Consider the following 26,248-nt stretch of genomic DNA (forward strand, 5'->3'; position numbering starts at 1 on the left):
ACTTCAAAACCTTCAGCGTGATCGGACCCCTTGAAGAACTCCAGTGTAAACGTGCCGACTTTTTCAATCTGTCTTTGAGTTTCGGCGCAGCATATCCGCCACCGGCAAAGAGTTTCCTCACCGTGGGGTGGTTTTGGCAGGCGCGCTCGATCAGATCGGGCGCGCCGTCGCGGTCTTGAACATCCGCGCCATGCACGATGCCTTCCAATATGTTGCCGACCATATCGGTTACGATATGGCGCTTGCGCCCTTCGATCTTTTTGCCTGCATCATAGCCGCACGGACCACCAGCTTCTGTCGTCTTCACCGACTGGCTATCGATAATGGCTGCCGTCGGCTCCGCCTTGCGGCCTTCGGACAGCCGTGTCACTGCAACCAGCATTTCATTGATAAGATCTAGCAAGCCGCTGTCGCGCATCCGGTAGAAATGATATTGCTCTGTCGTGAACGGCGGGAATTCCTTCGGTAACTGCGCCCATTGGCAGCCCGTTGTCGCCATATACTGGGTGGCATTCCACAACGTACGTGGGTCATGCTCGCGTGGACGTCCAACCTTACTCATCGGCTGCAAAAGCGGCGCGACGGGCGGTTTCAGTCCAAGCCATATGATCCTCCGTAGTCTTTGGTAAACCTCAGAGAATCATAAACAACTGAAATCGCTCAACTTAATTTTCGGTTCGGCTCTTAGACACACTAATTATATTAACTTTCATTTCCTTACCGGAGTTGATATATTTAATCAAATCTTATGCAATTATAGTGTAAGTATCATTAACAATCTCCAACCTTAAGGACAGGTAAATTGAGCGCTTTCATTAACTCTCCTACTAAGATTTTACAAGAAGAAGGCTACGGCAAGGAGTGTGATTTTGCATTGGAGCCGTCGTTCACAAGACTTGTTGAAGAAGCAAAAAATGCAGGCTGGGATGAACTTCAAATTGCATTATCTTTAATTTCGCATTGTGAATCTCTAATTTATGGGCATAAATCTGTAGTCAAGTCACAGCAGTAAATCGGCGAAGTTAAACTTCGTGCTTTGAAAAGCCAAAGATTTGTCAACGCCTATCTGCCACTATTTAATACTGCAAGTTCCAGATGAGGTGAGAAAATAGGATTTTTCGTTATTTTTGCTTTTTTTAATTGAATTTAACAGGGTTGATTTAATCATTAATTACACAACCTCTCTAAGAAATTGGCCTCGCATAATATTGGACTTCCCCTTCAAAAGTGGAGGGCTTCTGTTAGACAAGACTGACAGGAGACTTAGAATTGAAGCAGCGAGAATTCACAAAAGAATTCAAACGCGAAGCCGTTCGGATTGTAACGACGAGTGGTCGAAGCATTTCATCGGTTGCCGAGGACCTTGGCATTGGCAAATCAACACTTGACCGGTGGCGTCGTAATTTTGCTGAGAACGATTTACTCTCCGGTCCGCATGAAGACATGAGCCAGGAGCTTGCTCGGCTTCGCAAAGAAAACGAGCTTCTACGACAGGAACGAGACTTATTAAAAAACGATCACGGACCTTGGTCCGCCTGTGCGCGGAAGAAACAGACTGTGCTATCTTGTTAATCGGAGGGGAGTTGCCGTTAGCTTATTGGAGGCATTTGACCCCGTTAAAAAACGTGGCACATGGGCTGTTGCGGACTTGAGAGTGGTGACGCCGCTTCGGCGGTGATCCCGGTTAGGAAATTGAATAATTTGCACGGCCCAGCCCCTCCTTGATTCAGAGGAGGAGATGTCATGCCTAAATTTCTATCACCAGATTCTTTGAAGCTGGCCCGCGTAAACCCGAACGCTGCGGCGATCGACATTGGTTCAACGATGCATATGGCAGCCGTCAATCCTGACGCTGATGACATGCCAATCCGCGCTTTCGGGACTTTTACCCATGATCTTAACAATCTTGCTCACTGGTTCAAATCCTGCGGGGTCACCAGTGTCGCCATGGAATCCACAGGCGTCTATTGGATACCGGCTTACGAGATTTTGGAGCAGCATGGGTTTGAGGTAATCCTCGTCAATGCGCGTTATGCAAAGAATGTTCCTGGTCGAAAGGCCGATGTCAGCGATGCGGCATGGCTGCGCCAACTGCACTCCTATGGTCTGCTTCGAGGAAGCTTTCGGCCGAATGCGCAAATTGCCACTCTACGTGCATATTTGCGGCAACGAGAACGAATGGTCGAATACGCGGCCGCTCATATCCAGCATATGCAAAAGGCGTTGATGGAGATGAATCTTCAGCTTCACCATGTCGTGTCAGACATCACCGGCGTCACAGGCATGAGGATCATCCGGGCAATCGTTGCCGGCGAACGAGACCCTGATGTGCTGGCATCCTTGCGCGATATCCGTTGTCACTCCTCGGTCGAAACGATACGCGCATCCCTGGTTGGGAATGATCGGGATGAACACATCTTTGCGCTTTCCCAATCGTTGGACCTATACGACTTTTATCAGCAAAAGATGCTCGAATGCGATCACAAGCTCGAGCAGGCGATCGCCACAATGACGCATAATGTCGAAAAGCCACAATCGCCGTTGCCTAAGATCAGAATAAGGACGAAGCAGCCGAATACCCCATCGTTTGATGTCCGGGCCGCATTATATGGCCTTGTAGGAACGGACTTGACGCAAATTCATGGCTTCGGTGCATCACTTGCTCTGAAGTTGATTGGTGAGTGCGGCACAGATTTGCGGGCATGGCCAACCGCCAAACACTTTACATCGTGGCTTTGCCTGGCTCCGGGCAACAAGATATCTGGCGGCAGACTTCTTTCGTCGAGAACGCGCCGATCATCGAGTCGGGCGGCCGCACTCTTGCGGTTGGCAGCTACCACGATTGGCCGAAGCGACACAGCGCTGGGTGCGTTTTACCGACGTTTGGCAGGGCGTATCGGCAAGCAGAAAGCAGTGACGGCGACTGCACGCAAGATCGCTGTGCTCTTCTTCAACGCTCTTCGCTTCGGTATGGCTTATCGTGATCCTGGTGCAGAGGCATATGATGAGCGACATCGCGGCCGGGTTCTGGCAAGCCTACAACGCCGTGCTCGAGCTTTGGGATATCAGCTTGATCCCATCCCCGATGCAGAGAGTGTTTCTTAGGAAAGCGACGGCCTTCTTCGCTCGGGAGACAAGTCGATGAAATTTGCGTTCATCGACACGGAGAAGGCCCATATGTCTCTATCACGGCTATGTGCTTTCGCAGGCGTCAGCATCAGCGGCTATTATGCATGGAAGCATCGTTTGCCCAGTCGTCGTCAGCTTGATGACATGATTATTCTGGCTCACATTCGTAATCAGTTTGCACTGTCACGTGAAATCTATGGCAGCCCTCGTATGCATGTCGAACTGAGCAAAGAAGGTATTCGGGTAGGACGTCACCGCACGGCGCGACTGATGCGTGAAAACGGCCTTAAAGCCTGGCAGAAAACGCGCTTCAAACGCACGACTGACAGCAATCATGATGAGCCTGTCGCTCCCAATCTTCTGGATCAGGACTTCACTTGCGACGAACCCAATCAGAAATGGGGTGTCGACATCAGTCACATATGGACTGCTGAAGGCTGGCTATATCTGGCAATCGTTGTCGATCTTTATTCTCGTCGCATCATCGGCTGGGAAGCGCGGGATCGGATGAAGAAGGATCTCGCGATCTGTGCTTTGAAGAAGGCTATTGCTATCCGGCAACCAAAGCCCGGGCTGATCCAGCACTCGGACAAGAGGAGCCAATATGCCAGTTATGAGTATCGCAAAATCCTCAAAGCGCGCAGCATGCTTCCATCCATGAGCGGTAAAGGAAATTGTTATGATAATGCCATGGTCGAGACCGTCTTCAAAACGATCAAGTCGGAACTGATCTGGCGAACTGTGTTCTACACACGTCAGGATGCAATCAAAGCCATTGGCGAATACATTGACGGCCTCTATAATCCTGTGCGCAGACATTCTGCACTCGGGTATAAATCACCGATCAAGTTCGAGATGATAAACCGTAAATTAGTGACAGAACCTCTCCACTAAATAAGGGCAAGTCCAATTGAAGCGGAGCAGTCCAACCTGGAAAGGAGCAGGATGAATCGCTCCGCTTTACACTTCATCTAATCAGATACTAGAAGTGGAAGCGAACACCACCACGAACAGTACCGGACTTGATATCTCCGTTAAACTTGTAGCTTCCGCTTACGAAGCCGGACCACTTATCGGACACATCAAAGACATTCACAGTACCGCCGACTTCACCAAAGACACCTTTGAAATTATCTTCAACAGTGAGTGGTACGCCGATGTTCTGAATGTAAGCCGAGTTCGTGTTTTTGAACTCGTCCCACACGCGACCCGTGAAAGAAGCCTCAATACGGTAGCTGTCCGTTTGCACAACCTCACCGCCGAACCGTGCACCCAAGCTTCCGCGGAAGCTTTCGTCATGGCCGAAGCTGATCGCAGCACCCGGAATATCGTTCAGATCACCGATGTGGGTACGGGCATAGGAAAGCGTCGCGACAGGTTCCAGGAACAGATTGTTCGGCAATTCAAAGCGATATCCGGTGTCCATGATGAAACCGTAAGTGTTCGCCTTCGGCTTTTCGCTGACACCGAGCGTCGGTGCATTGTATTCAACCTTCAGCAAGTCTGCCTTGAAAAGGGTGTCGATGAAGAAGCCCTTGTTCAGATAGGTTGCATAGGCACCCACAGTTCCGCCCGAATACTCAAAGCTCGTCGGTGAATGACGGAAGTCGAGTGACGACTTCAGATAACCACCAAGCACACCAAAGATCAGTGTATCATCGTTCGCCAGCACATCGCCCGTGCCAAAATCAATCCCACCGATCAGACCGAACGTGTTCTGCTTGTAGCTCGTATCGAAACTATAAGTGTTATTCGCGATCGAATAGCTTGTTCCGGCATCACGGCTTGTCCAGTTTCCAACAGCTTTAACCCAGACGCCCGGCGTAACGCCGTTTGCAGGAGGAGCTGTGACGGGGCCGTCCTTGGAGACATAGCCTTCCGGCAGTGTTTCAGCCTTACCGAGCTGGCTGCGCAGGTCGCCCTGACGATCCAGCCAGACACCCGATGTTTCGTTCCAGATCGTCTGCGCGCCTGTCGCGAGAACTGGCAATTCAAAGGCTTCATGATCGACCGCTCCGATGAGACGGAACTCCTGCCCACCCGGAGCTGCTAACTGAACAGCCATGCCGCTTCCACTTGGCGCTGGTACATCAACCAGAGCGACGTCATAGAAGAACAGTCCCTTGTCGATGACATGATTGCCGCCACGAACGGCATTTGCACTTGCCGGGTCAATCGTGAAATCTGTGATCGAAGACGCAAGACCAGAGACTTGCACAACCGTGATGCCCTCAGGATTGTATGCGCCAGGCCCCGTGTTCATATCGCGAATATTAAGCAGCGTATGACCGGCGGTGTCGCCTTCGACCCGCAGGACGTCCGAGGTCGAACCGTACTGGCCGAGATAAGCGTCAATCGCCAGTATTGCATTTCCGCTGCCGGTGTAATTACCACCGGTCACCGTAAGGTCACGCGCCGCGTTAAATGCAAGACCTGCAGTCTCGCCCTGCATGGTCAGAATGCTGGTGTTATTGAAGCCATCCAGATTGGCAAACTCGGCATATTCCCCACCATTTCCGGTGAATGATGTCCGGATACTGCCGAGATTGGCCAGGCTGTCAACGCCATCACCGAAATCGCTGATACCAGAAACAAACCAGTAGCCATTATTGATCATCGTATCGTCATTGGCTGACAGATCGACACGACCGACCAGGACGCCGTCATTCTTAACAGCGACCACACCGCCCTTGGCATTCAGCGCAAGTTTACTCTCATCTAAGTCGAGGGCAGTTACGATGCCGTAATTGGTAAAGACAGCGCCGTCACCAGAGAGGATATCGACCACCGCGCTGCCATTTCCACCAGCGCCCACAACGACACCATCCGTGGTAACATTCACATCACCAGCGCCCGCTGCAACAATCGCCGAACCATTAAGTGAAACGGTCAGGCTTTCCTCGCCAGTTTCAACGTCCGTGTCACCATCACCGGAAAGCGCAACAATCGCTTCGTTGTAAGCCAGTATCTCGGACTGCTGACCTGTAATCACGTTCACATTGCCGCCATCAGCCAAATTCGCTGCGATAACGCCGACGCCAGCCGTGATTGTGGACCCGTCGCCAACAATGACATCCACATCGCCCGAGCCGGCCAGCTTGGTGGCCACAATACCAGCAGCTGCTACGATATCGACTTCTTCGTCAAGCTCGACCCGGACATGGCCATCACCAAGCAGGCTGCTTGCGTTGACACCGATAGCACCAGCTGTGAGACGGTCGCCCTTTCCAAGGCGCACCGTTACATCCCCGTCGCCCCCAAGTTTCAGTGCATTGACTGCAATCGTGTCAGAGGTGATCGAGACGTTATCTGCTACAGTAACACCGACCGCGCCCGTGCCTGTCGTTGCAGAGATCGCCAGTACACCGTCACCGCCCGTTGCAGCTCCCGACACACCACCAATATCGTCATTGACGCTGACAGTCACATTACCGGACGATCCAAACTTTGCGGCAGCAATGCCGATACCGTCCGAAAGAACTGCCGCGTTATTTATGACCGCGACATCGCCCGAACCAATATTGAGAGCACCCAGACCAAGCGCACTCGCAGAAACCTGCTCATTGGCTGTGACGGTTGCATCGCCCGAGCCTATAGTAACGGCGGCCGCGCCAATATCAGCACCACTGATAGCTCCATTGATGTCGATGTTCGCAGAACCTATACCACCGCCCAGCGCAAATGCACCAAATAGTCCGCCAGCGGTAACCGTGTCACCGACCTGTATATCGGTGGAACCACCTGTGTTCAGCGCAACGACGCCCGATCCGGCGGCATCAACCGTGCCAATGGTGGTGATTTTGGTCGAGCCACCATTGCCAACAGTTGCAGCGAAAATACCTGTTCCGCTCGTCGCTGTAACGGCACCGTCCGTCGTAATGTCCAGCTCTGTATTGTCGCCAGACAGGGCTGCTGCAATACCGGCCTCACCTGTAATGCTATCCGTCGTGTTAATTGTGACGACGTTACCATCCCCTTCGGAAGCGGCAACGACACCAACGCCCGAAGCAGATGTTACCACACCTTCGGTCGTAATGCTGAGCGTGCTGTTGGCACCACCAATTGCGCCGCTAACACCCGCCAGATCGCCTTCTACGGCGCCCCTGGTGTTAATCGTTACATTGTTACCACCGTTCGCGCCAATAGCAGCAGCCGAAACACCGACGCCCGAGGCCGAGACAACTTCTTTATGCGTCGTTACGTCAACTGCATTACCATCGCCTGTAAGAGCAATCGCAACACCAGCAAGATCGCCCGTCACCTGATCCTCGGTATCAATCGCAACCTTGTTGCCATCGCCATTGAGGACGCCGCCAACGCCGACGCCATGATCGGCGTTCACATCCTCCTTAGTGACAATATTAATGGTATTGTCATCACCTGCACCAGCAATGGTGACGCCGCCAATATCGCCCTGAGCAAGGCCATGCGTGGTTATAGCAACAGCGTTGCCATCGCCCGCGATTGTTGCGTTAACCGCCACGCCATTATTGGACGTGACCTGAGCCTTGGTATTGATGCTAAGCAAATGACGGTCACCAGCCACGATACCGCCGACACCAAGCACATCGCCTGAAACCGCGTGATTGGTATCCACATCAATGATCGCATCCGACCCGGAAGCGCCGCCGAGCACGCCAACACCGCCGGAGTTCACAGCGGCATCAGCCGTAACCGTAACGCTACCGCCTTGCCCGTCCACAAATCCGGCAAGACCCATCACACCGGCATCAACCTGCGCCGCATTGGTAACGGTAACAGTGCTCTCATCGCCGCTGGCAATTCCGAACATGCCAATGCCATCGGATTTAATTGTGCCCGAGCCGGAGACGTTTACTTTGGAATTATCACCAATGGACACCGCGCCGACACCAAAGCCGCCGCTGTTGATCGCAGCACTATTGGTGACATTTACCTGATTGTTGGAACCATCAGCTGCGACAGCCAGTACGCCACCAACGGCAGTGTCGAGCGCGGCCTGATTATCGACATTAAGCTGATGGCCATTACCTGTCACGACACCTGCTACGCCAATACCATCATTGGTAATCTTAGCCTGGTTTGTGATATTGGTAATCTTGCCGTTCGCATCGCCGATATTCACCCCGGCTACACCCAGCAAGCCGCCAGTGATTGAACTTTCGTTCATCACATCGACGGCATTGCCGGTGCCAACTGCAACACCCACAACACCGGCACCATCCGTGGTAATGGCACCAGAATTATTCACATTGACCGAATTGTTGTCACCAACCACAACGCCAGCGATACCAGCCAGCCCGGCATCAACAAATCCTTTGTTCTGAATAGTGACGCCATTGCCATCGCCGACGGCTACGCCTGCGATGCCAACGCCATCCGTGCGGATAACGCCCAAGTTGTTAATACCAACGGTATTTGTGTTCCCCACAGCAACGCCAGCGATGCCCGCAAGGCTGCTGGTGAGCAGGCCTTCATTGCTGATCTGCGTCTTGTTGCCATCGCCGACGGCAACACCAGCAATAGAGACGCCGAAATCGTCGATAATACCTGTATTATCAATAAGTACGTCGGACGCAGCGCCGCTGGCATCGCCAACCTTAATCGCAGCAAGACCGACGAGACCTGTGCCATTCGACGATTTAAGCGCCGAAGTAGAATTGATCTCCGCACGTCCATCACCGACATTGAGTGCGACGACACCGGCAAGATCCGCATCGATACTGCCAGATGTGTTAGCCAGCGCTGTACCGTTACCGAAAGTGCCGGCAAAACCGCCAATCAATGGCGGGTCAATCTCACCGCGAATATTGACGGTCGCATCTCCATCAATGGAAATGGCCGCAACACCTGCAAGTGCACCGTCAGCAGATACTTTGCCGCCATTAGCAAGGGTCGCAGTCGCATCACCCTGATTAGCGATTGCAGCGATGCCCGCAATGCCGCCATTCTGCACGCCGTTCAGTACATTGATATCACCTGTCGCAGTGACAGAAGCGTTGCCATCCGTATTAAAGGCAATTGCACCGGCGTAACCGGCAGTGACATCATCAACCGTCACGTTAACGGTGCCATTCGAGCCAACAGAGCCAGCAAGAACGCCAATGCCATTATTGGCGATGATGGTATCCTTCGCATCGACCGAAACTTCATTATCTGTTCCAAGTCCGACAGCGATGATGCCAATGCCGTTATTCGCCGTCACTGCGCCATTCGTTGTTACATCGACCGTTGCCTTGCCGTCTCCAGCCATGAGGCCTGCGAGATTACCAAGATTCGTCGGATCATTGATGACATCGAGTAATGCGCTCGGATCTCCATCAACACTACCAGAGACGGCAATTATGCCGCTATTGCCAGAAATATCGCCGGAAACATTGACGGTGGTTGTTGCGTCGCCGTTGAGTGAAGCGGAGCCGGCGAGAACACCAGAGAGACCACCAGAAACATCCGCATCACCGACAACAAAGGTTTGTGCACTGCTGGACGAACCTGAGCCAACCGCAGCTGAAATTGCCGATATGCCGCTTCCGGTACCACCCGAAACCGTTCCGCCATCTGCGGTGACATTTGTAACGACATTTGCACCAAGACCGATATTGAGAGTGTTGATACCGTTCTGGGTGCCCCTGACGTCAGCACCGCTCACGATGATTTTTGTCGTGCCGCCCTGACCAAGAATGCCGCTTGAAATGGTTTGAATGCCATCGCCATTTGTTCCAGTGATGGAGCCTCCGGTCACGTTAATCGTCGAATCCAGGCCATTGGCGACAACACCACTATTCCCATTCACAAGAGTGCCTGTCAGCGTTATCGTGTTGTCCGCACCGTTCGTCTCAATACCGCTGCCGTTCAAACCCGTCACGGAGCCGCCGGTTACGCTGATCGTATTGGCAAGCCCCGTCGCCTCCACGCCATTGTCGTCACCGATGACATTCACGTCCTTCAGCGTGACGGAGTTCGTTAATGCAGACCCCAGAGAGCTGCTCGCATTGATGCCGTTGCCGCCCAATCCGGTGATCGAGCCTCCGGTCACATTGATGATGTTGGTGGCACTGTTCGCATTCACGCCATCATCCGCGCCAGTGACATTCGTATTGCCGAGGGTTATAGTATTGCTAACCAAACCATTGGCTTGAATGCCATCTCCAGCATTACCCGTTATGGTGCCGCCAGTGCTATTAACAACAGTACTTAGTCCGTTAAGCACGATGCCATTGTTCGCGCCGGTAACATTGCCTCCCCCCTGATACGTCGCAGTACCAACAGGGCTCGTTATGTCCAAGGCATTTACACCTGAAACGGTACTATTTACTGTGCCATTATTGGTAACAATTGCAGCTCCCAAAAGCCCCGTAGTTCCAAGACCACGACCCGTGACAATAGCACCCGAGCTTACAATAATAGTACCGCCGTTTTCGCGACCATTGACATTGAAGATAGGAACCCTTGCTCCCGATGTGGTGGTGGTTGACCCAGAACAGGTCACCGTCGCCACCCCACTACAGGCAGCAAGAGCATCGCCCGGCATCAGAAACAGCCCGGCCATCATACCGGCCGCCAGCGCCGTTCCGGAAAGCAGATGCATATGCCGCGTCTTCACCTCATCGCCACCTATGCGCGAAGTGCCTGATGCCTGTTTTTTTATCGAAATATTACTCATTTCGACTCCCCCAAATTCGCCGAATAGTTGTTTACCACAATGTAGCGGCAATAGCCTAAATACGATCAGGGTTTGAGTAACATCGGTTCACGTTCGCCCAAATACCTCAATTGGGGTATTCTAACGACGTTTTTGTCATGGATCACAAAATCACAGCCTATCGCGCTTAAATTGCAACAGCATCAAAAGACGGCTTGATGTGACACTTCCTTCTGAGCACACTGTTGTGTTTTTTACCAAATTAGAACGATGGGGTGACGTGCGCTGGCGATTTTTTTGTTCGGTTTGGCAAACTTCAGCTGAGGGTAAGAGCCGTAACAAGTACGACCATCCGATTTGCAGATTTAAGAACCTCGATCAGATGTTAAGCATCAAGCGAAAATCAGAGCTCAGTCCATGCTTTGTAGCTTCCCGATTAAGGCGAGGAGCTCACCCTGGCGTTTGGTGCCTGTTTTTTGCAATAGGGTTTTAATATGGGTACGAACGGTTTCATAGGAGCGTGATGTTTTATCCGCAATTTCCCGAGCGGAAAGCCCATCATAGAGCTGAAGCGCGATTGCGGTTTCCTGAACACTTAAACCATATCGGGCAATTAAAGCGCTACCATCCCGGAGTTTAGGGACAACTTCATAAGAGAGGAGGCAAACACCCACTGCGGCACAAAAAATACTTGGTAAATTGCCACCAAGTCGCTGAATGCGCAATGCAAGAGGTGGCTCGTCTTTCCGTTCAATTCTGATGGGTTCCAGTAATGTATTGAGTTTTAGCAATAACGGCGCGGCTGACTGGCGCATCTGTAATCGTATTTTATTTGTATCCTCCGCCCGTGCTGCGAGCAGATCACCATTCAAAACCTTTAAATCATCCCCCAATAGCGCTTGCGCAGCTTCATTGACATGAATTACCTTATAAAACCTGTCGAAAAACAGTGCAGGCGCCTTCACAACGTCTAACCCTTCGGCAGTGCCGCGTAGCTTACTGGAAGACAAATGATGCATGAAAAAGCCGAGATCTTGAAAACGGCGTCTTATTGCATGCAATAAGTCTTCCTCTTCATTCGTAAATGCATCATCTCCTGCGTGGCGGTGTATCGCCAGAACCAGCCGATCTTCAGCCGACATATGCCATTCGAGGAAAGCGGAATGACCAACGCCATGTTTTCGTGCAAACCGGTGAAACTGATTACGTTCGAATTCGTCGCGCGTTGTATATTGAACGTCGCGAACAACTCCGGTTCGTGATAGGAATGGCAATGCTTTTGCGTGCCAGTCTTTATTGTGCCAGCCATCGTCAAAATACTCCTCAAACCCCTTAGCTAGAGAGGGAGTATAAATCACTGACATATTCGTCGCATCCGTGAAAGGGATGACATTAAGCCCTCTCGCACCAAATGCTGCTGCCAGGTCGATAAGTTTCTTTTCCCACAAAGCCTGATCTAATGGATCCTCAAGAAGGCTATCCATAATTTTACTAATTCTTGTGATATTTATAGACAATGTAGCGCTCCCCCGCCGTATCATCATCAAATTCGACTACTTACTGCAATCATCTGCGAAGTGAGATAGTCGTTAATTCTACCGTTAAAAGCTGAAAAAGATAGAAACTCTACCGAAAACTTGATGCACAATTTGTTTAAGAGCCTTTTTTGCCTGGTTTAGACACCATTTCCAAATTGGCTAATTTCAGATCCGACCTCACAACTTCCTCGTGTTAATATCACGCTTAACTGTCATTTTTTGAATTACAAGCATTTTCAGTACGAACATTCACAGAAAATGGCGAACGAATACTGTGCATTTTGTGAAAATTACTTCGTATTGTTACGCTAAATTGGGTTTCTCAGAATAACGGTAAATCCCTTCAAGACTGCATTCAATATGTTAGGCCATGTGGACGGATCTGATTAAGATGAAAGCAGCAGCTATTGCGACGATGGATCGGAAATTTCTTGCTGTTTTCTCGCAACGTAGTGGCACACGTTTGAACCGTTTGAGCTTCCCTATCATTTGTTCAATACGTGCGCGACCTCGATAAAGCACCGTGGCAAAATGTGTCGGGATATTTCGCCTGTTTGATCTGTAAGGGATCACAGGAATTGCGCAAGCCTTTCGCGCAGTCTCTCTATTAACGTCGCTATCATAGCCTTTGTCAGCAATAATAGCGCGGTGCCTGACTTGAGGACCAGTTTCCATGAGGCTTTCAAACTGTTTACTATCGGAAGCTTCGCCTCCGGTTAGTTCAAACCCAAGGGGCTGACCATTTCGGTCGGTTTTCAGATGGATTTTGGTTCCGAACCCTCCACGAGAACGGCCGAGTGCTTGACCTTTCTGCCACCTTTAGCTCCCGCTGCCTATACATGCACAGGAATGACGGTGCTGTCGAACATAGCAATCAGATGAGCGCTTTCATCAAGCCCAGCCAAAATGGAAAAATAGTCTTCGAAAACACCCGCCTTACCCAAGCTGTCAAAACGCTTCCTTATGCTGTTCCAGTTACCAAATTGCTGAGGCAAAGCCCGCCAGGAGATGTTGTGAAGGGTGAAATAATGCGATGCCTCAAGAAATAGGCGGTCATTTTTTGCTTTCGCGCCAACGGCTGGCAGACAAGTGCAGAAAACCTACAGTGCCAGTTCATAGTCACTCTCTGTAATCTTCTTGCACATTGCCGACCTCATAATTACCTCGGTAATGTGTGAATCATATTGAAAGAAAATCTGGAACCGGAAAACTTATACCTGGGTCAATTCGTCCACACGACCTAGTTTCTGTCCTTCTGCTACTAGGTTCAGGACACATTGATTTGAGAATGAAGAGCTGATTCAGTTTCGTTTGAGGAGACTGAACGATGCGCAATCTTTACTGGCTGAGCGAAGGACAGATGTCATGCCTTCGCCCCTTTTTGCCCATGAGCCATGGACATCCACGCATTGATGACAGACGTGTTTGAGTGGTATTATCTTGATTCATCGCAATGGGTTACGGTGGTGTGATACTCCTCGGAAATACTGGCCTTATAAAACGCTCTATGATCTCTGGGACCGTTGGTGTCACAAGGGGATATTTGCTCAGATATTATAAGGGCTGCCTTCCAAATCGTCGATTGGAAAGACGGTCATGATGGATGCGGCCTATTTGAAAGCTTACTGCACGGCTTCAAGCCCACTGTAAAAAAAGGGCGTGGTGGACGCCTGATCGGCCGGACAAAAGGTGGCATGAATACCAAGTTGCACGCCGTCACCGACACGCAGGGTCGCCCTATCAGGTTACACGTCACGGCGGGACAAATCAGCGACTACACCGGAGCTGCAGCCTTAATTGAGACGTTACCGAAGGTCGACTGGCTTCTTGTTGATAGAGGCTATGATGCTGACTGGTTCGGAAAACGGTTAAAAAACCAAGAGATAAAGCCATGCATCCCGGGTCGCAAAAACCGTAAGAAGCCTATCAAGTATGACAAACGTCGATACAAGCGGCGTAATCGTATCGAAATGATGTTTGGCAGACTGAAAGACTGGCGCAGAATTGCTACCCGTTATGATCGCTGCCCCATTGTGTTCCGAGCAGCATTAGATCTCGCAGCAGCCGTTATATTCTGGCTCGGAAAGCAATGAGATGCTGTAACGGGACCTGCGCCACGCCACTGGCTGACGCATCTTGAAATTGCCTGCAGCAAGCTGTCGTTGTTCCCGTATCGGTCTCAATCGGAGGAGTATGATATGAAGCTGTTCATAGGACTGGATGTATCACTGGCGAAGACTGCGGTCTGTGTAATCAATGAGCGCGGCATGATCGTAAAAAGAAGCGCAGGTTCTCAGTGATCCCCAAGCGATCGTGGATTTTGCAAACACCCTAGAGGGATCGGTTGCGATCATAGGGCTTGAAGCCGGGCCGCTATCCCAGTAGCTGCATCGCGGTTTCGCCGATGCCCGGCTGGAAGTTGTTCTGATGGAAACCCGACAAGTGAAGGGTGCATTGAAGGCAATGCCGATCAAAACGGATCGGCGCGACGCGGAAGGGATTGCCCGACTGCTTCATCTGGGCTGGTTCAGGCCCGTACATTGTAAATCCGTGTCGGCACAGGAAGTTCGTGCACTTCTGTCTGCTCGCAAGGCGATCCAACAAGGCATGATCGCGCTGGAACTATCATTGCGCGGATTGCTGAGAAACTTCGGCCTGAAGGTCGGCGCCATCTCGCGCGGCCAGTTCGACGCCAAGATCAAACAATTGGTGGAAGGCAATTCGATGTTGCAAGCAGCGTCCGGACCAATGTTACGCGCGCGGACCAGCCTTCGCCATGAACTGGCGGGGCTCGAACGTCAGGTCCGTCTGCTTGCGAAGGACGATGCGGTGTGCCGGCTATTGATGACGATGCCTAGCATCGGGGCGGCCGTCGCCTTAACTTTCCGATCCGCGGTCGATGATCCCGCGCGGTTCTCATCGTCCAAGAAGGTGGGTCCATGGGTTGGCCTTAAACCCTCGCGCAACCAGTCCGGTGAGCGCGACGTGTTCGGCGGTATTACGCGAGCTGGTGACGCCAATCTGCGAAGAGCCTTCTGCCAAGCGGCTACCGTTATGATACACTGGGGTCGTTCGACATCGCTGAGAAGCTGGGCCGCACAAGTCGCCAAACGCCGAGCTGCAAAGCGTGCGATGGTGGCTTTGGCAAGGCGCATCGGTACCATCCTTCACCGGGTATGGACGGATAGTACCGAATTCTCCTCAGACCAATTGCTCGCCAAGTCGGCTTGAGCCTTCACATTAGAACCATATCGTTGACGTCTGCCTGACCACAGACCTTCGAGGTCCCAACCGGGACGCGGTTCCGATGATGCTGTGGTCAGGACTGTCGCCGGCCTCTGCCGAGCACGCCAATGAGATGGGCACATCGGAATTACCGCACTGGACCAGCATCATGTTGGCAGCCATCGCGCTGACCACGGACCGAAGCATGAACCCGGGCGGACCTCAAACGAAGGGCGAAGCAAGTCAGGCAGCGGCGAGAGGGGATCTGTCGGGATTATTTACCGCAATGACCCCATTACCGAAGTCCTGAGCCTTCTGTATTTAGCATCTGTTAAACTGCGCCCATCACTGCCCCTGGTCAGGGGCAGTGATGGGGTGGTGCGCGACGTCTGAGCCTTGTGGCTTGACCACGTTCCCTAGCATGTCGGCACCGCCTCTCTTCATCGTCTCGGACAGTTGATTGCGGACATTGAGTACCGCGCACCAGAAAGAAGAGAGCATGGATAATCTATCACACGGCCGCATCATCGGCATAGACGTTAGCCGGGACTGGCTAGATCTTCATTGCCTGCCTGATGGGCTTCAATGCCGAATACCAAATATTCCAGAAGGGCACACTGCTGTCGCGGATCTTGCTCATAATCGTGATGCGGTCGTTTGCTTTGAATCTACCGGTGGACAGGAATGGCAGCTCTGGGCAAAGCTTGAAGCAGAAAGTGACGTCGCACGCCAAGTGCCTCCCGCGCAGGTGAAGGCATTTGCGCAAAGCCGCGGCACACGCGCCAAGACTGACAGGATCGATGCAGAACTCATCGCACGGTTCTTTGCTTTCCGACCCGATGCGGGTCGCAGTCTTCCTGCAGAAAGCTCAGAGTTCTCAGAGCATTGACCTCGAAGCGTACCCAGATGGTGGAGATGCGAAAACGCCTTCTTGCCCAGATCCGTGCGCATCAGAAACTTGACACAGCTGAGATGTTTGACTGCATCGATACCGAACTAAAGGTTAGGCTCGACAGCCTGATCAAAGAGCTTGAGGACAGGATCGTAGCCGCCATATCCAGTGACGATTTGCTGTCCGAGACCGTTAGCGTTCTGCGCTCCATACCCGGAATCGGTCCAGTGGCAAGTGCAATGCTGGTCGCTGAAATGCCAGAGCTTGGCACCATCACCGGCGAACAAGCCGCAGCTCTTGTAGGTCGGCTCCAGTTGCGCATGACAGTGGAACCCTGCGCGGAAAACGGTCTATTGCAGGCGGTCGTCGTGCCTTGAGGCATGTGATGTTCCAAGCCGCTCTGGTCGCTGCGCATCACAACCCGACCATGAAGGTCTTCGCGGATCGTTTGCGAAAAGCCGGGAAACCGCACAAGGTTATCCTCACAGCCGTTGCCCGAAAATTGGTTACCCTTGCTAACGCATTGTGTAAAAAACGTCAAAAATGGTGCTTCCGAAACCATGAGAGATACAGTTGCTAGAAGTGATCAGTCGGTCATTCTCATTGGCAATGAAACGTAAGGTAATTATCTATATTTTTGATGAAAAATACTGAAGCTTTCTTTGAATGAAAACACTCAAAATTAGTCCAAATGCTGAACCAATGAATACACCCTGGATGTCGGCGATCCAGTCGGCAAGATCGCGGGTCCTTCCAAAATGCGGCTGTATTATCTCAATCATTCCGCCGAATAAGATAAACAACGGTATCGCAAACAGCAACCATCGCGGCTGAAGCGTTGCAATAGGAATTATTAATCCAGCAAATGCAAGAAAGTGATATGTCTTATCAGTGAATCCATGGCCTTTTGGGGCAGACATGGGAACAAGCATAAGAAATGTAATCGTTATTAATATAACTGCAGTTATGATTAAAGTTATCTTTTGAATTTTGTTCAATACAGTCGCACCACTTAAATAATGAATGAATTCGCACCAGAATTAAATTTGTATCGTTACGCCTACGGTAACGGCATAGATGGCCTTACATTATTACCTCAATAACTATCGAATAACCAAGAAACCTGAAGCCGATTAAATTCCAACTAACTTAAACATCATCTTATTCAACAGTCACAGACTTCGCGAGATTGCGCGGCTGATCGACGTCTGTACCAATTAGAATAGCGGTGTGATAGGCAAGAATCTGAAGTGGCAAAGCATAAACCAGCGGTGTGATGAATTCCGGCACATCCGGCAGAACGATGGTGGCCATCGTGTCGATGCTAGCAGATGCAGCACCCTTCTTATCGGTGATGAGAATGATACGACCGCCGCGTGCTGCCACTTCCTGCATATTGGAAACGGTCTTCTCATAAAGACGATCCGATGGCGCAATGACAATAACCGGCATGGTTTCATCAATAAGCGCAATAGGGCCGTGCTTCAATTCGCCAGCCGCATAGCCTTCCGCATGGATATAAGAAATTTCCTTGAGCTTTAACGCGCCTTCCATAGCCAGCGGGAACGATGTTCCGCGACCAAGATAAAGCACATGATTGACCTTGGAAAGTTCATGGCAGACTGCTGCAATCTGGTCTTCAAGCTTGAGAACCTGATTGATAAAACGCGGCGCTTCAGAAAGCTGGCGCACCAGCTCCTGCTCACGCTTGTCATCGATGGTGCCGCGTGCTTTCGCAGCAGCAATGACAAGTGATGCCATTGTCGAAAGCTGGCACGTGAAAGCTTTAGTCGAAGCAACACCAATTTCAGGACCAGCAAGGGTTGGGAAAACGGCGTCTGATTCACGGGCAATGGTCGAGCCCGTGACATTGACCACAGAAGCGATTTTCAGTCCCTGCGACTTACAATAACGCAGCGATGCCAGCGTATCCGCCGTTTCACCGGACTGCGAAACAAACATAGCAAGCGAGTCTTTTGAAAGCGGCATTTCCCGATAGCGGAATTCCGATGCAATATCGCTATCGACCGGCAGACGTGCGATCTGCTCAAACCAGTATTTACCCACCGAAGCTGCATAGAAAGCCGTACCGCAAGCAGAGATCGTCAGACGATCAATCTTGCTAAAATCAATACTAATTGCTTCCTGACGCACCGTACCAGTGGTGAAGTCGAGATAATTCGCGAGCGTATGGGAAATCACTTCCGGCTGCTCGAACATCTCTTTCTGCATGAAATGGCGATGATTGCCCTTAGAGACCTGCATGTTGGCTGTCTGCGACTTCTGGATCGCGCGCTCAACCTCTACATTGTTCTCGTCATAGACGGTCACGCCCTTGCGGGTCAGCACGGCCCAGTCGCCATCTTCGAGATAGGCAATCGTATCGGTGAAGGGCGACAGTGCTATAGCGTCTGAGCCGAGGAACATTTCGCCGTCACCGTAGCCAACGGCCAGTGGTGGTCCCTGACGCGCGCCGATCAAGGTTTCTTCGTCGCCCTCAAACAGGAAAGCGAGAGCAAAAGCGCCCTGTAACAAAGGCAGGCAATCGCGCACGGCTTCAACCGGCGACTTGCCCTTATTCAGTTCGCGCGTCACGAGATGCGCGACAGCTTCGGTGTCGGTTTCCGTTTCGAACTTGTAGCCTTCGGCAGAAAGCATAGCCCGCAGTTCAGCAAAGTTTTCGATGATGCCATTATGAACCACAGCCAGACGTGGCGTGATATGCGGATGTGCATTGCGCTCAACTGGCTTGCCATGTGTGGCCCAGCGGGTATGGCCAATGCCAATCACGCCCGGAAGCGGTTCACCTGCCAGGCGCTTTTCCAGATTGACCAATTTACCTTCCGCGCGACGGCGATCAAGCTTTCCACCCAACAGCGTAGCGATACCGGCGGAATCATAGCCGCGATATTCAAGCCGCTTCAGCGCATCAACCAGACGCGGTGCAACTTCGTCATTGCCGATGATGCCGATAATTCCACACATCTTATTTTGCCCCCACATTGCTGATCTTACCTAGTTAATTTTAACCAATTCAGCAAGAAAATAAAACGTCCATTGGATGTTGTTGTAATTATAGCGATCATAGCAAACCGAGATTAGCTGTCTAGTTGCGGACCATCATTGGGGTGAGATAGGTTATTACTAAAAATGTGCGTCATGGAGCCAAACAGCCTGAAATGGCACCCTCGCTGATCCAAAAGATCAAATATTCAACGGGTAATGCCTAACTCTGTAAGAGCCTGAATCATAATGAATGTAACGATATCAGGCTCTTGCGATGCGCCGGGTGAGCAGGCGGATGTTTGCGATGTAGACCCAGGCTTCAGCAGACGCGACGGTTTTTTCGAAATCTTTGGCCAATCTACGGCAACGTCCGAGCCACGCAAACATCCGCTCGACCACCCATCGGCGTGGTAAGAGTTTGAAGCCCTCAGCGTGATCGGATCGTTTGACGATTTCCAGCGTAAATTTTCCGACCTTTTCCAACCTGTCTTTGAGCTTGGGTCCCGCGTATCCACCATCAGCAAAGATATGCCGTAACCACGGCCAGCGTTTGAGGATGGTTTTCAAGACATCAGGTGCACTATCTCTGTCTTGAATACCCGCAGAATGGATCACCAGACCAACCATCAAGCCGAGGGTATCAACCACAATATGACGCTTGCGACCGTTGATCTTTTTTCCCGCGTCAAAGCCCCGTATTCCGCCACTTTCCGTGGTTTTACTGACTGGCTATCGATCACGCCCGCGGTAGGGCTGGGCTGCTTTCCGGTCAACTCGCGTGCTGTCATCACGAGCGCGTTGTTGATCGTGCGCAGCATCCCTTCATCTCGCCATCGATAGAAATACTTTTGCACCGTGGAAAATGGTGGGAAGTCCGTGGGCAAAAGCCGCCATGCGCCACCTGATGAAGCAATATAAAGCAGCGCATTTACCACCTCTCGCAAATCCGTCTTGCGAGGGCGTCCGAGACGGCCCGGTGCAGGCATCATCGGTTCGATGACAGTCCATTCCGCATCCGTTAAATCGCTTGCATAACGAGCGTTGCGTCGTCCATATTGTGGCCGAGCGGTTGCAGTCCAGGCCATCATGATCTCCATCGAATGTAAGCTATCCGATTGAATCATAACCTACTGAAATCGCTCAATCCTTTTTGGAACAGGCTCTAAGCTCGATACATTGGCAATGGGTTTCATGCTCCAACATCAATGTCGCACAATGTGGATACATGACTTGTTGATTTCCAACCAAAAGTAATGGGTGTGGGGGTGCGGACGAAAACTTGGACTATCATGGAGATAGTTCATGTATTCCTACAAAGACCGGATGCGAGCAGTCGCGCTTTACATCAAGCTGGGCAAGCGCCCGAAAGCGACTATTCGCCAGTTGGGCTATCCAAGCAAGAACGCTTTGAAGAGCTGGCACCTGGAATATGAGCACCATCTCGATCTGCGTTTAGGATTTACGCCCCGAGCGCCTAAGTTCACACAGGCGCAGAAGAAAGTGGCTGTTGAGCACTACCGCATGCATGGTGGTTGTGTTTCTGCAACGATGCGCGCCTTGGGCTATCCCGGTCGTGCAACGTTGACAGCATGGGTTCGTGAGGTGTTTCCCGAAACTAGCAAAGCGTGGGTTCTAGTTTGAAGTGCGACTAGCGAATGATAACAATGAGTTATCCAATGCAAGGAACCTGCCATGGACCCTATCTATTGGCATATCGATCTGTATGAATGCCGCAGAATAACACGCTGGCGCGCTGCAAAGCTCTCCGTTGACGTTATTGTGGAGAAGCTTGGAAGGCACCGTTCGACCATATTTCGTGAACTCAAGCGCAATCATTTTCACGATGATGAGATTAAGGATTTAAACGGCTATTACTGCACGATTGCTCAGCAGAAATCCCGCGAGCGGCGTTCGAAGCAACGCAAGCTCATCCGGTATGATGAGCTACGGCAGTCCGTGATCGATCACATCAGCGATGGATGGTCGCCACAACAGATTGCCGGGAGAATGCGGTTGGAACGCCATCCAATCTCTGTCAGTCATGAAACAATCTATCAGTTTGTTTATTCCACCGACGGTCGAAAAGAAGAGCTTTGGAAATATCTGCCGGAACGTCGTGCCAAAAGACGCCCACGTCATGCCCGGCGTCATCATGGACGCCGCTTACCACCAGAACTGAGCATCCTTTATCATCCAGACATGGTTGCCAGGCGCAAGCAGTTCGGACACTGGGAGGGCGACACCATCCAGTTTCGCAAGAAGTTTGGCAACGCCAATGTGACGTCTCTGGTCGAGCGGGTGAGCCGCTTTACGGTTTTGTTGCGAAATAATGATCGTCAATCAAAGCCGGTGATGGAAGGGGTGATTAGGGCACTCCAGCCCCTGACCTAAATCTCCCGCCGATCGATTACGTTTGATCGTGGTACTGAGTTTACAGAGTGGTTCTATCTGCAGAATGGGATAGTCATATAATCGGTACCAGTTCTTTGATGGTTTGACTCAAACACCGAGTGAGCATTCTCTGTGCTGGTGCCGCATGGCTTCCCGGTATGATCTGACCCTCATTCTGATCGACCAACATGTGTCTTTCCGCGGACCTGTCGATCATCCGGGAATGCTCTGCGGTGAGGTTTTGCCCCGAAGGTGCTGCTGTGACCCAAGAAGGGCATGACCATCTGGTCCCATGACTGTCCTGTCCCTGCATCCTTCAGACAAATAATTCTCATGCCGCAGGAGAGGATAATAAGATGGCTGAGCAACGAGCAGAAACTCACGTCATTGGTGGTGTCGATACACACAAGGACTTGCATGTCGCAGCAGTCGTTGATCATCGCGACCGCGTTATCGGTACCGAGAGCTTCCCGACAACTCGACTTGGCTATCGCTTGATGCTGGCTTGGATGCGATCTTTCGGGGACCTTCAACGGGTCGGAATCGAGTGCTCTGGCAGTTACGGCGCGAGGTTGCTGCGCTACATGCAAGCCGCAGGTGTCGAGATTTTGGAGGTAACTGCACCTGACAAACTCGACCGGCGCCGCCGTGGTAAGAATGACGACTTCGATGCAGAAAGTGCTGCCCATGCAGCCTTTGCAAGACGGCATACCGTAACACCACGCAGCAGGGACGGCATGGTAGAAAGTTTACGCGTCCTAAGGGTTTGCCGCAAAACTGCTATTCAGGCGCGCCGCATTGCCCTGCAGCTGATCCAGATGACAATCGTCTGCGCACCGGAGAAGATCCGCGATCCGCTACGCAACATGACGCGGATGCAATTGATCCGTACACTCGCAGCCGCCAGACCTGACCTCACTGCATATCACCAGGTCGAGGAAACCTATCGCATCTCTCTCAAGTCTCTGGCGCGACGTTATCTCGAACTACACGACGAGATCGTCGACCTGGACGACATGATTGAGGCCATCGTCAAGGATCTTGCTCCTGAACTACTTGCTCAAACCGCAATCGGCGTGAACAGTGCTGCGCAGTTGCTGCTCACGGCGGGCGATAACTCGGACCGGTTGAAGTCCGAGGCGAGCTTCGCCGCATTGTGCGGTGTCAGCCCCGTCCCCGCTTCTTCCGGGAAAACGGTTCGGCATAGGTTGAACAGGGGTGGGGACCGCGCGGCAAACAGTGCCATACACATTATCGCTATCGGGAGGCTTCGATTGGAGGCACGCACGCAGGCCTACGTCGCTCGACGGATCGCAGCCGGAAATTCTAAGCTCGAGGCAATTCGCTGCCTCAAACGCTACATCGCCCGCGAAGTCTTCGCCATCCTTATGCGGCGGCATAGGGAAATCAATCAAAGCCAAATCGCGGCTTGACTCTTAGAAGGGCGTCCGAGGAGCACATTATCGCTGGCCGGGTTGGCTATCGAGGATTAGTGATGCGAAGCTGGTACGCTCAATGTCTCGCAAGGCTTGTTCCCCAGATAACGCTGCATGCGAAGGCTTCTTCGGAAGACTGAAAACAGAGTTCTTTTATCCCAGCGATTGGAAGAACACCACACTCGAGCAGTTTATCAAAGAAGTCGATGACTACATTCGATGGTACAACGAGAAACGGATCAAGATATCGCTTGGCGCTCGAAGCCCAATCGAATATCGAAACAGTCTTGGCATTGTGACGTAAAAACAGTCCAAGTTTTTATCCGCACCCCCATCTCGAAGCCCAGATCGCAGCCTTCGTTGAGCATTACAATCATAGCCGATACCATGAAAGCCTCGACAATCTTACCCGGCTGACGTTTACTTCGGACGCGGCCAGACAATTCTCATTGAACGCGAAAGGATTAAACGAGATACCATCAAAAAACGCCGCTTGAACCACCAGGCCAAAGCAGCTTAAATCATACCTCAATCTGAGCCGGAAACTCCAATCTTCAAAAGCAGAAAAAGTCTCAAATCATTCGACGACGGACAATTAAAATGGGCCGACTTTTTGCGGCCTTCAGCGACCAGTCTAAGTCATCAAGATTGTCGCGCTTCCCATCTAAATTGTCGCGCCACACGTATCCATACGCCGTCCATAATCGGCGAGGATAAAGGCATTAATCCCGTGTTCTTGGAGAGTTGACCACAGGCCATGGCGAATTGCCTGATCTGTTTGGCATTGACCTTTGCGACGGGAAACTGTGCTACAAGCAAGGCTTCAACAAAACGTCGTTCATAGCCACCGGTTGGCTCCAGATGCTGCGTTCGATCCCGTCAAAACTGTTCAGAAAAACCAATAATTCAGTAATGCCTGCGGCAGAGTTGGCAAAACTGGTCGATTGCTTATCGGGCACAACGTGAAGAACCAGTGTCGATATCGACAAAACGCGTAGTATAAGTCATGAGGCTGTCTCCCGTATACACGAGCGCGAAGCTCTCTCAACCGTGCGACGATACCTCTAAGGTGCAAAGAGTTATACTGTTTTACGAATGAAGGTTCTGGCCCCGATGGGCTCGACCGCTTTGCACCCGTCATTGCTTTGTATGGTAACAACAATGACAAAGAAGCCGGTGCGTCATAACAAATGCTCCGGCCTCTCAATGTATAAGCCCCGGCGAGAGGGATCAAGCCGAGGCTAGCGCTCGTCCGCATTGGGTGTGGGTTTGCGCAAAAATCTCTTACAGGAGAGAGCCGAAAAAGAAAAGCCCCGACTTACAATAATCCAAAAACATGGCCGTCCCTCCTTAAATGCAACAGGGAAGACCGTCTCTGTTTTTGATGTAGTTTGTAATGGCGGCTCATAGTCAGAGGCTTCCCTTGGACACGCAGCCAATTACAGTAAGAACTATAATACCCACAAGAGCAATCGCTAAGCCGGTCGCCTCAAAACACGTCAGATGATTGTGAACCATTCAAGCCTCGGATACTGATGTCGGGTTTGATGAGTTCACGTTATTTTCTTCGCATATAGGTGAAAGCCTGCGAACCTATACGAAAGAGTATCCTTTCGCTTCGTCGAACAGCGTAGATCGGTTTAAGTTTCAATCTACCTACAAACGGAATCCAAAATTCCATTTTCTCCCACTCCCCAAACAAACAATCCCCGGTTGAGTGTAATCACACTTATGTCTTCTCGTCGATATGGGGGGGCGAAATAACTTTTCAGGCTGATTTAGCGCTCACTAATTGCGCAAATCAAATCGTCACAGCGCCAGAGCAAGTAGGATCGTCATAAATATTGAAATATTAAAGTAAAAAACACGGTAGAGGGTATTTGAAATAAAGCATTGTACAACAAATCAATTATGTCTATTTTCCTAAGTGAGATTAGTGTATTGCAAGATATTTTAGAAAATAAAAGCAACCGCGTTACGCTTAAAGCACGTTTTCGTTTGTTTCTTGCATTCTTGCATTCTTGCATTCTTGCATTCTTGCATTCTTGCATTCTTGCATTGAGAATGATGATCATTTTGCGCATGACAGCAACAAGGGCGGCCTTTCCCGATTTCCTTTGTTGTTTGAGGCGCAGGAAGAATGCATACATAGCCGGGTCGAAGCGGGTGGCTCGCAGGACCGCAACATAAAGTGCATCACACACGGTTTTACTGCCACCAGCAATCATGCGCTTACCACGCATCAGGCCACTATCACGATTGAGCGGAACCACGCCAACCAGTTTTGCAATCTGTATTTTGTCGAGCCTTGCTGAGTTCCGGCAATCCTGCCAGCAAGAATCATGCGGTCAGTTATCCAATCCCTTTGAGTGACACCAGCACATCAGCTTTGCGGGCGAGTTGCAGATCAGCTTCAAAACAAGCCGTCATCGCATCAACCACAGCTTGACGCTGTATGAGCAACATCTGCAGTATCTCGTCAATCCAGTCCCCGATGGTTTCGCATTGCTTTTCTGAGCGGGTCTGCGATCAGCAACTTCAAAAAGTGCCGTCCGCCAGAACGATTGCCCGATTGATGACGACTGCTCATGATCAACTGAGTAAGGCTGACACAATCACCATTGCGACCATAGAGGTCGGCGTTCCCGCCTTGATCCAAGCTCGCAATCTAATTGATCGTTTCCAGACAATGATCCGAATGAAGGCCAAGACAGAACTCGACCCGTGGATCGCTGATGCACGCGACAGTCTGTTTGCCCCCTTCGCCAACGGCATACTGAAAGACAAGGCAGCGGTGTCCGCCACCATCACCGAACCTTGGTCGAACGGCTAGGTCGAAGGACAGATCAACAAGCTGAAGCTCGTTAAAAGGCAAATGTATGGGCGTGCCAAGCTGGATCTTCTTCAGGCACGGTTGATCGGCGTGATCTGAAAAAAATCGGGATCAAAAATGCGTCAGATGGGGTATTCGGCTCTGGCTCAAATTTGATGATTTCGCGGTGGAACCTGA

At 51.2% G+C, this 26,248-nt stretch carries 10 protein-coding genes and 14 pseudogenes; 14 read left to right on the forward strand and 10 right to left on the reverse strand.

Annotation, left to right across the window (positions count from 1 at the left end):
• Positions 1-46: 46 nt before the first annotated feature.
• Positions 47-571, reverse strand: a pseudogene (locus OPR82_RS11525) (IS5 family transposase); the annotation flags it as partial.
• A 231-nt stretch (positions 572-802) separates the two neighbouring features.
• Here OPR82_RS11525 and OPR82_RS11530 point away from each other — a divergent pair.
• The 4 genes and pseudogenes from OPR82_RS11530 to OPR82_RS11545 form a co-directional block, all read left to right on the forward strand.
• Positions 803-1,012, forward strand: a complete 210-nt coding sequence (locus OPR82_RS11530) for a hypothetical protein (RefSeq protein ID WP_265984912.1) — start codon at positions 803-805, stop codon at positions 1,010-1,012.
• Between the two features lie 239 nt (positions 1,013-1,251).
• Positions 1,252-1,512, forward strand: a pseudogene (locus OPR82_RS11535) (transposase); the annotation flags it as partial.
• A gap of 231 nt (positions 1,513-1,743) precedes the next feature.
• Positions 1,744-3,105, forward strand: a complete 1,362-nt coding sequence (locus OPR82_RS11540) for an IS110 family RNA-guided transposase (RefSeq protein ID WP_265984913.1) — start codon at positions 1,744-1,746, stop codon at positions 3,103-3,105.
• A gap of 4 nt (positions 3,106-3,109) precedes the next feature.
• Positions 3,110-4,023 (forward strand): annotated as a pseudogene (locus OPR82_RS11545) (IS3 family transposase); the annotation flags it as partial.
• An 88-nt stretch (positions 4,024-4,111) separates the two neighbouring features.
• On the opposite strand, the gene OPR82_RS11550 reads toward OPR82_RS11545, so the two are convergent.
• The 4 genes and pseudogenes from OPR82_RS11550 to OPR82_RS22790 all read right to left on the reverse strand — a co-directional run bounded on the left by OPR82_RS11550 (position 4,112) and on the right by OPR82_RS22790 (position 13,373).
• On the reverse strand, positions 4,112-10,771 hold the full coding sequence (locus OPR82_RS11550; protein WP_265984914.1) for an autotransporter outer membrane beta-barrel domain-containing protein: 6,660 nt from the start codon (positions 10,769-10,771) through the stop codon (positions 4,112-4,114).
• Between the two features lie 389 nt (positions 10,772-11,160).
• Entirely contained in the window at positions 11,161-12,267 is a 1,107-nt protein-coding gene (locus OPR82_RS11555) for a helix-turn-helix transcriptional regulator (RefSeq protein ID WP_265984915.1), read from the reverse strand.
• Positions 12,268-12,651: 384 nt separating this feature from the next.
• Positions 12,652-13,083, reverse strand: a pseudogene (locus tag OPR82_RS22785) (IS5 family transposase); the annotation flags it as partial.
• Positions 13,084-13,121: 38 nt separating this feature from the next.
• Complete coding sequence (locus OPR82_RS22790; RefSeq protein ID WP_407673252.1) at positions 13,122-13,373, reverse strand: transposase; 252 nt, start codon at positions 13,371-13,373, stop codon at positions 13,122-13,124.
• Positions 13,374-13,615: 242 nt separating this feature from the next.
• Between OPR82_RS22790 and OPR82_RS11560 the strand changes: the two are divergent.
• The 4 genes and pseudogenes from OPR82_RS11560 to OPR82_RS22795 all read left to right on the forward strand — a co-directional run bounded on the left by OPR82_RS11560 (position 13,616) and on the right by OPR82_RS22795 (position 16,985).
• A pseudogene (locus OPR82_RS11560) lies at positions 13,616-14,381 on the forward strand (IS5 family transposase).
• 105 nt (positions 14,382-14,486) lie between these two features.
• A pseudogene (locus OPR82_RS11565) lies at positions 14,487-15,519 on the forward strand (IS110 family RNA-guided transposase).
• A gap of 493 nt (positions 15,520-16,012) precedes the next feature.
• Positions 16,013-16,402, forward strand: coding sequence for an IS110 family transposase (locus OPR82_RS11570; protein WP_265984916.1), 390 nt, complete (start codon positions 16,013-16,015; stop codon positions 16,400-16,402).
• A 257-nt stretch (positions 16,403-16,659) separates the two neighbouring features.
• Positions 16,660-16,985 (forward strand): annotated as a pseudogene (locus tag OPR82_RS22795) (transposase).
• 49 nt (positions 16,986-17,034) lie between these two features.
• On the opposite strand, the gene OPR82_RS22800 reads toward OPR82_RS22795, so the two are convergent.
• From OPR82_RS22800 to OPR82_RS11585, 3 genes are all read right to left on the reverse strand, one after another.
• Positions 17,035-17,430: a VanZ family protein gene (locus OPR82_RS22800; protein ID WP_407673253.1), complete on the reverse strand. Its 396-nt coding sequence runs from the start codon at positions 17,428-17,430 to the stop codon at positions 17,035-17,037.
• Between the two features lie 136 nt (positions 17,431-17,566).
• Positions 17,567-19,390, reverse strand: a complete 1,824-nt coding sequence (glmS, locus tag OPR82_RS11580) for a glutamine--fructose-6-phosphate transaminase (isomerizing) (RefSeq protein ID WP_265984918.1) — start codon at positions 19,388-19,390, stop codon at positions 17,567-17,569.
• A gap of 282 nt (positions 19,391-19,672) precedes the next feature.
• Positions 19,673-20,496, reverse strand: a protein-coding gene (locus OPR82_RS11585) for an IS5 family transposase (protein WP_407673250.1) whose coding sequence is annotated in 2 segments (ribosomal slippage) — positions 19,673-20,127 and positions 20,127-20,496 — 825 coding nt in all. Because the reading frame shifts where the segments join, the coding sequence is not laid out codon by codon here.
• A 217-nt stretch (positions 20,497-20,713) separates the two neighbouring features.
• Here OPR82_RS11585 and OPR82_RS11590 point away from each other — a divergent pair.
• From OPR82_RS11590 to OPR82_RS11610, 5 genes and pseudogenes are all read left to right on the forward strand, one after another.
• A pseudogene (locus OPR82_RS11590) lies at positions 20,714-21,043 on the forward strand (IS3 family transposase); the annotation flags it as partial.
• Positions 21,044-21,103: 60 nt separating this feature from the next.
• A pseudogene (locus OPR82_RS11595) lies at positions 21,104-21,874 on the forward strand (IS30 family transposase); the annotation flags it as partial.
• A 284-nt stretch (positions 21,875-22,158) separates the two neighbouring features.
• Positions 22,159-23,235 (forward strand): IS110 family RNA-guided transposase, encoded by a 1,077-nt coding sequence (locus OPR82_RS11600; protein ID WP_265984919.1) that lies wholly within the window; start codon positions 22,159-22,161, stop codon positions 23,233-23,235.
• 16 nt (positions 23,236-23,251) lie between these two features.
• Positions 23,252-23,542 (forward strand): annotated as a pseudogene (locus OPR82_RS11605) (transposase); the annotation flags it as partial.
• A 31-nt stretch (positions 23,543-23,573) separates the two neighbouring features.
• Positions 23,574-23,758, forward strand: a pseudogene (locus OPR82_RS11610) (IS3 family transposase); the annotation flags it as partial.
• A gap of 162 nt (positions 23,759-23,920) precedes the next feature.
• Here OPR82_RS11610 and OPR82_RS22865 read toward each other — a convergent pair.
• Together OPR82_RS22865 and OPR82_RS22870 are read right to left on the reverse strand one after the other, a co-directional pair.
• A pseudogene (locus OPR82_RS22865) lies at positions 23,921-24,246 on the reverse strand (IS110 family transposase); the annotation flags it as partial.
• A gap of 1,034 nt (positions 24,247-25,280) precedes the next feature.
• A pseudogene (locus tag OPR82_RS22870) lies at positions 25,281-25,725 on the reverse strand (transposase); the annotation flags it as partial.
• A gap of 55 nt (positions 25,726-25,780) precedes the next feature.
• On the opposite strand from OPR82_RS22870, the pseudogene OPR82_RS11625 reads away from it, so the two are divergent.
• A pseudogene (locus OPR82_RS11625) lies at positions 25,781-26,170 on the forward strand (transposase); the annotation flags it as partial.
• Between the last annotated feature and the right edge of the window lie 78 nt (positions 26,171-26,248).

Origin of the sequence: Ochrobactrum chromiisoli, from assembly GCF_026241335.1 — a bacterium.
Lineage (GTDB): Bacteria > Pseudomonadota > Alphaproteobacteria > Rhizobiales > Rhizobiaceae > Brucella > Brucella chromiisoli.

Bases quoted from the DNA above. Each gene is read 5' to 3' on its own strand.
- OPR82_RS11550 (WP_265984914.1), bottom strand. From the start codon at position 10,771: ATGAGTAATATTTCGATAAAAAAACAGGCATCAGGCACTTCGCGCATA.
- OPR82_RS11540 (WP_265984913.1), top strand. From the start codon at position 1,744: ATGCCTAAATTTCTATCACCAGATTCTTTGAAGCTGGCCCGCGTAAAC.
- OPR82_RS11600 (WP_265984919.1), top strand. From the start codon at position 22,159: ATGGCTGAGCAACGAGCAGAAACTCACGTCATTGGTGGTGTCGATACA.
- glmS (WP_265984918.1), bottom strand. From the start codon at position 19,390: ATGTGTGGAATTATCGGCATCATCGGCAATGACGAAGTTGCACCGCGT.
- OPR82_RS11570 (WP_265984916.1), top strand. From the start codon at position 16,013: ATGGATAATCTATCACACGGCCGCATCATCGGCATAGACGTTAGCCGG.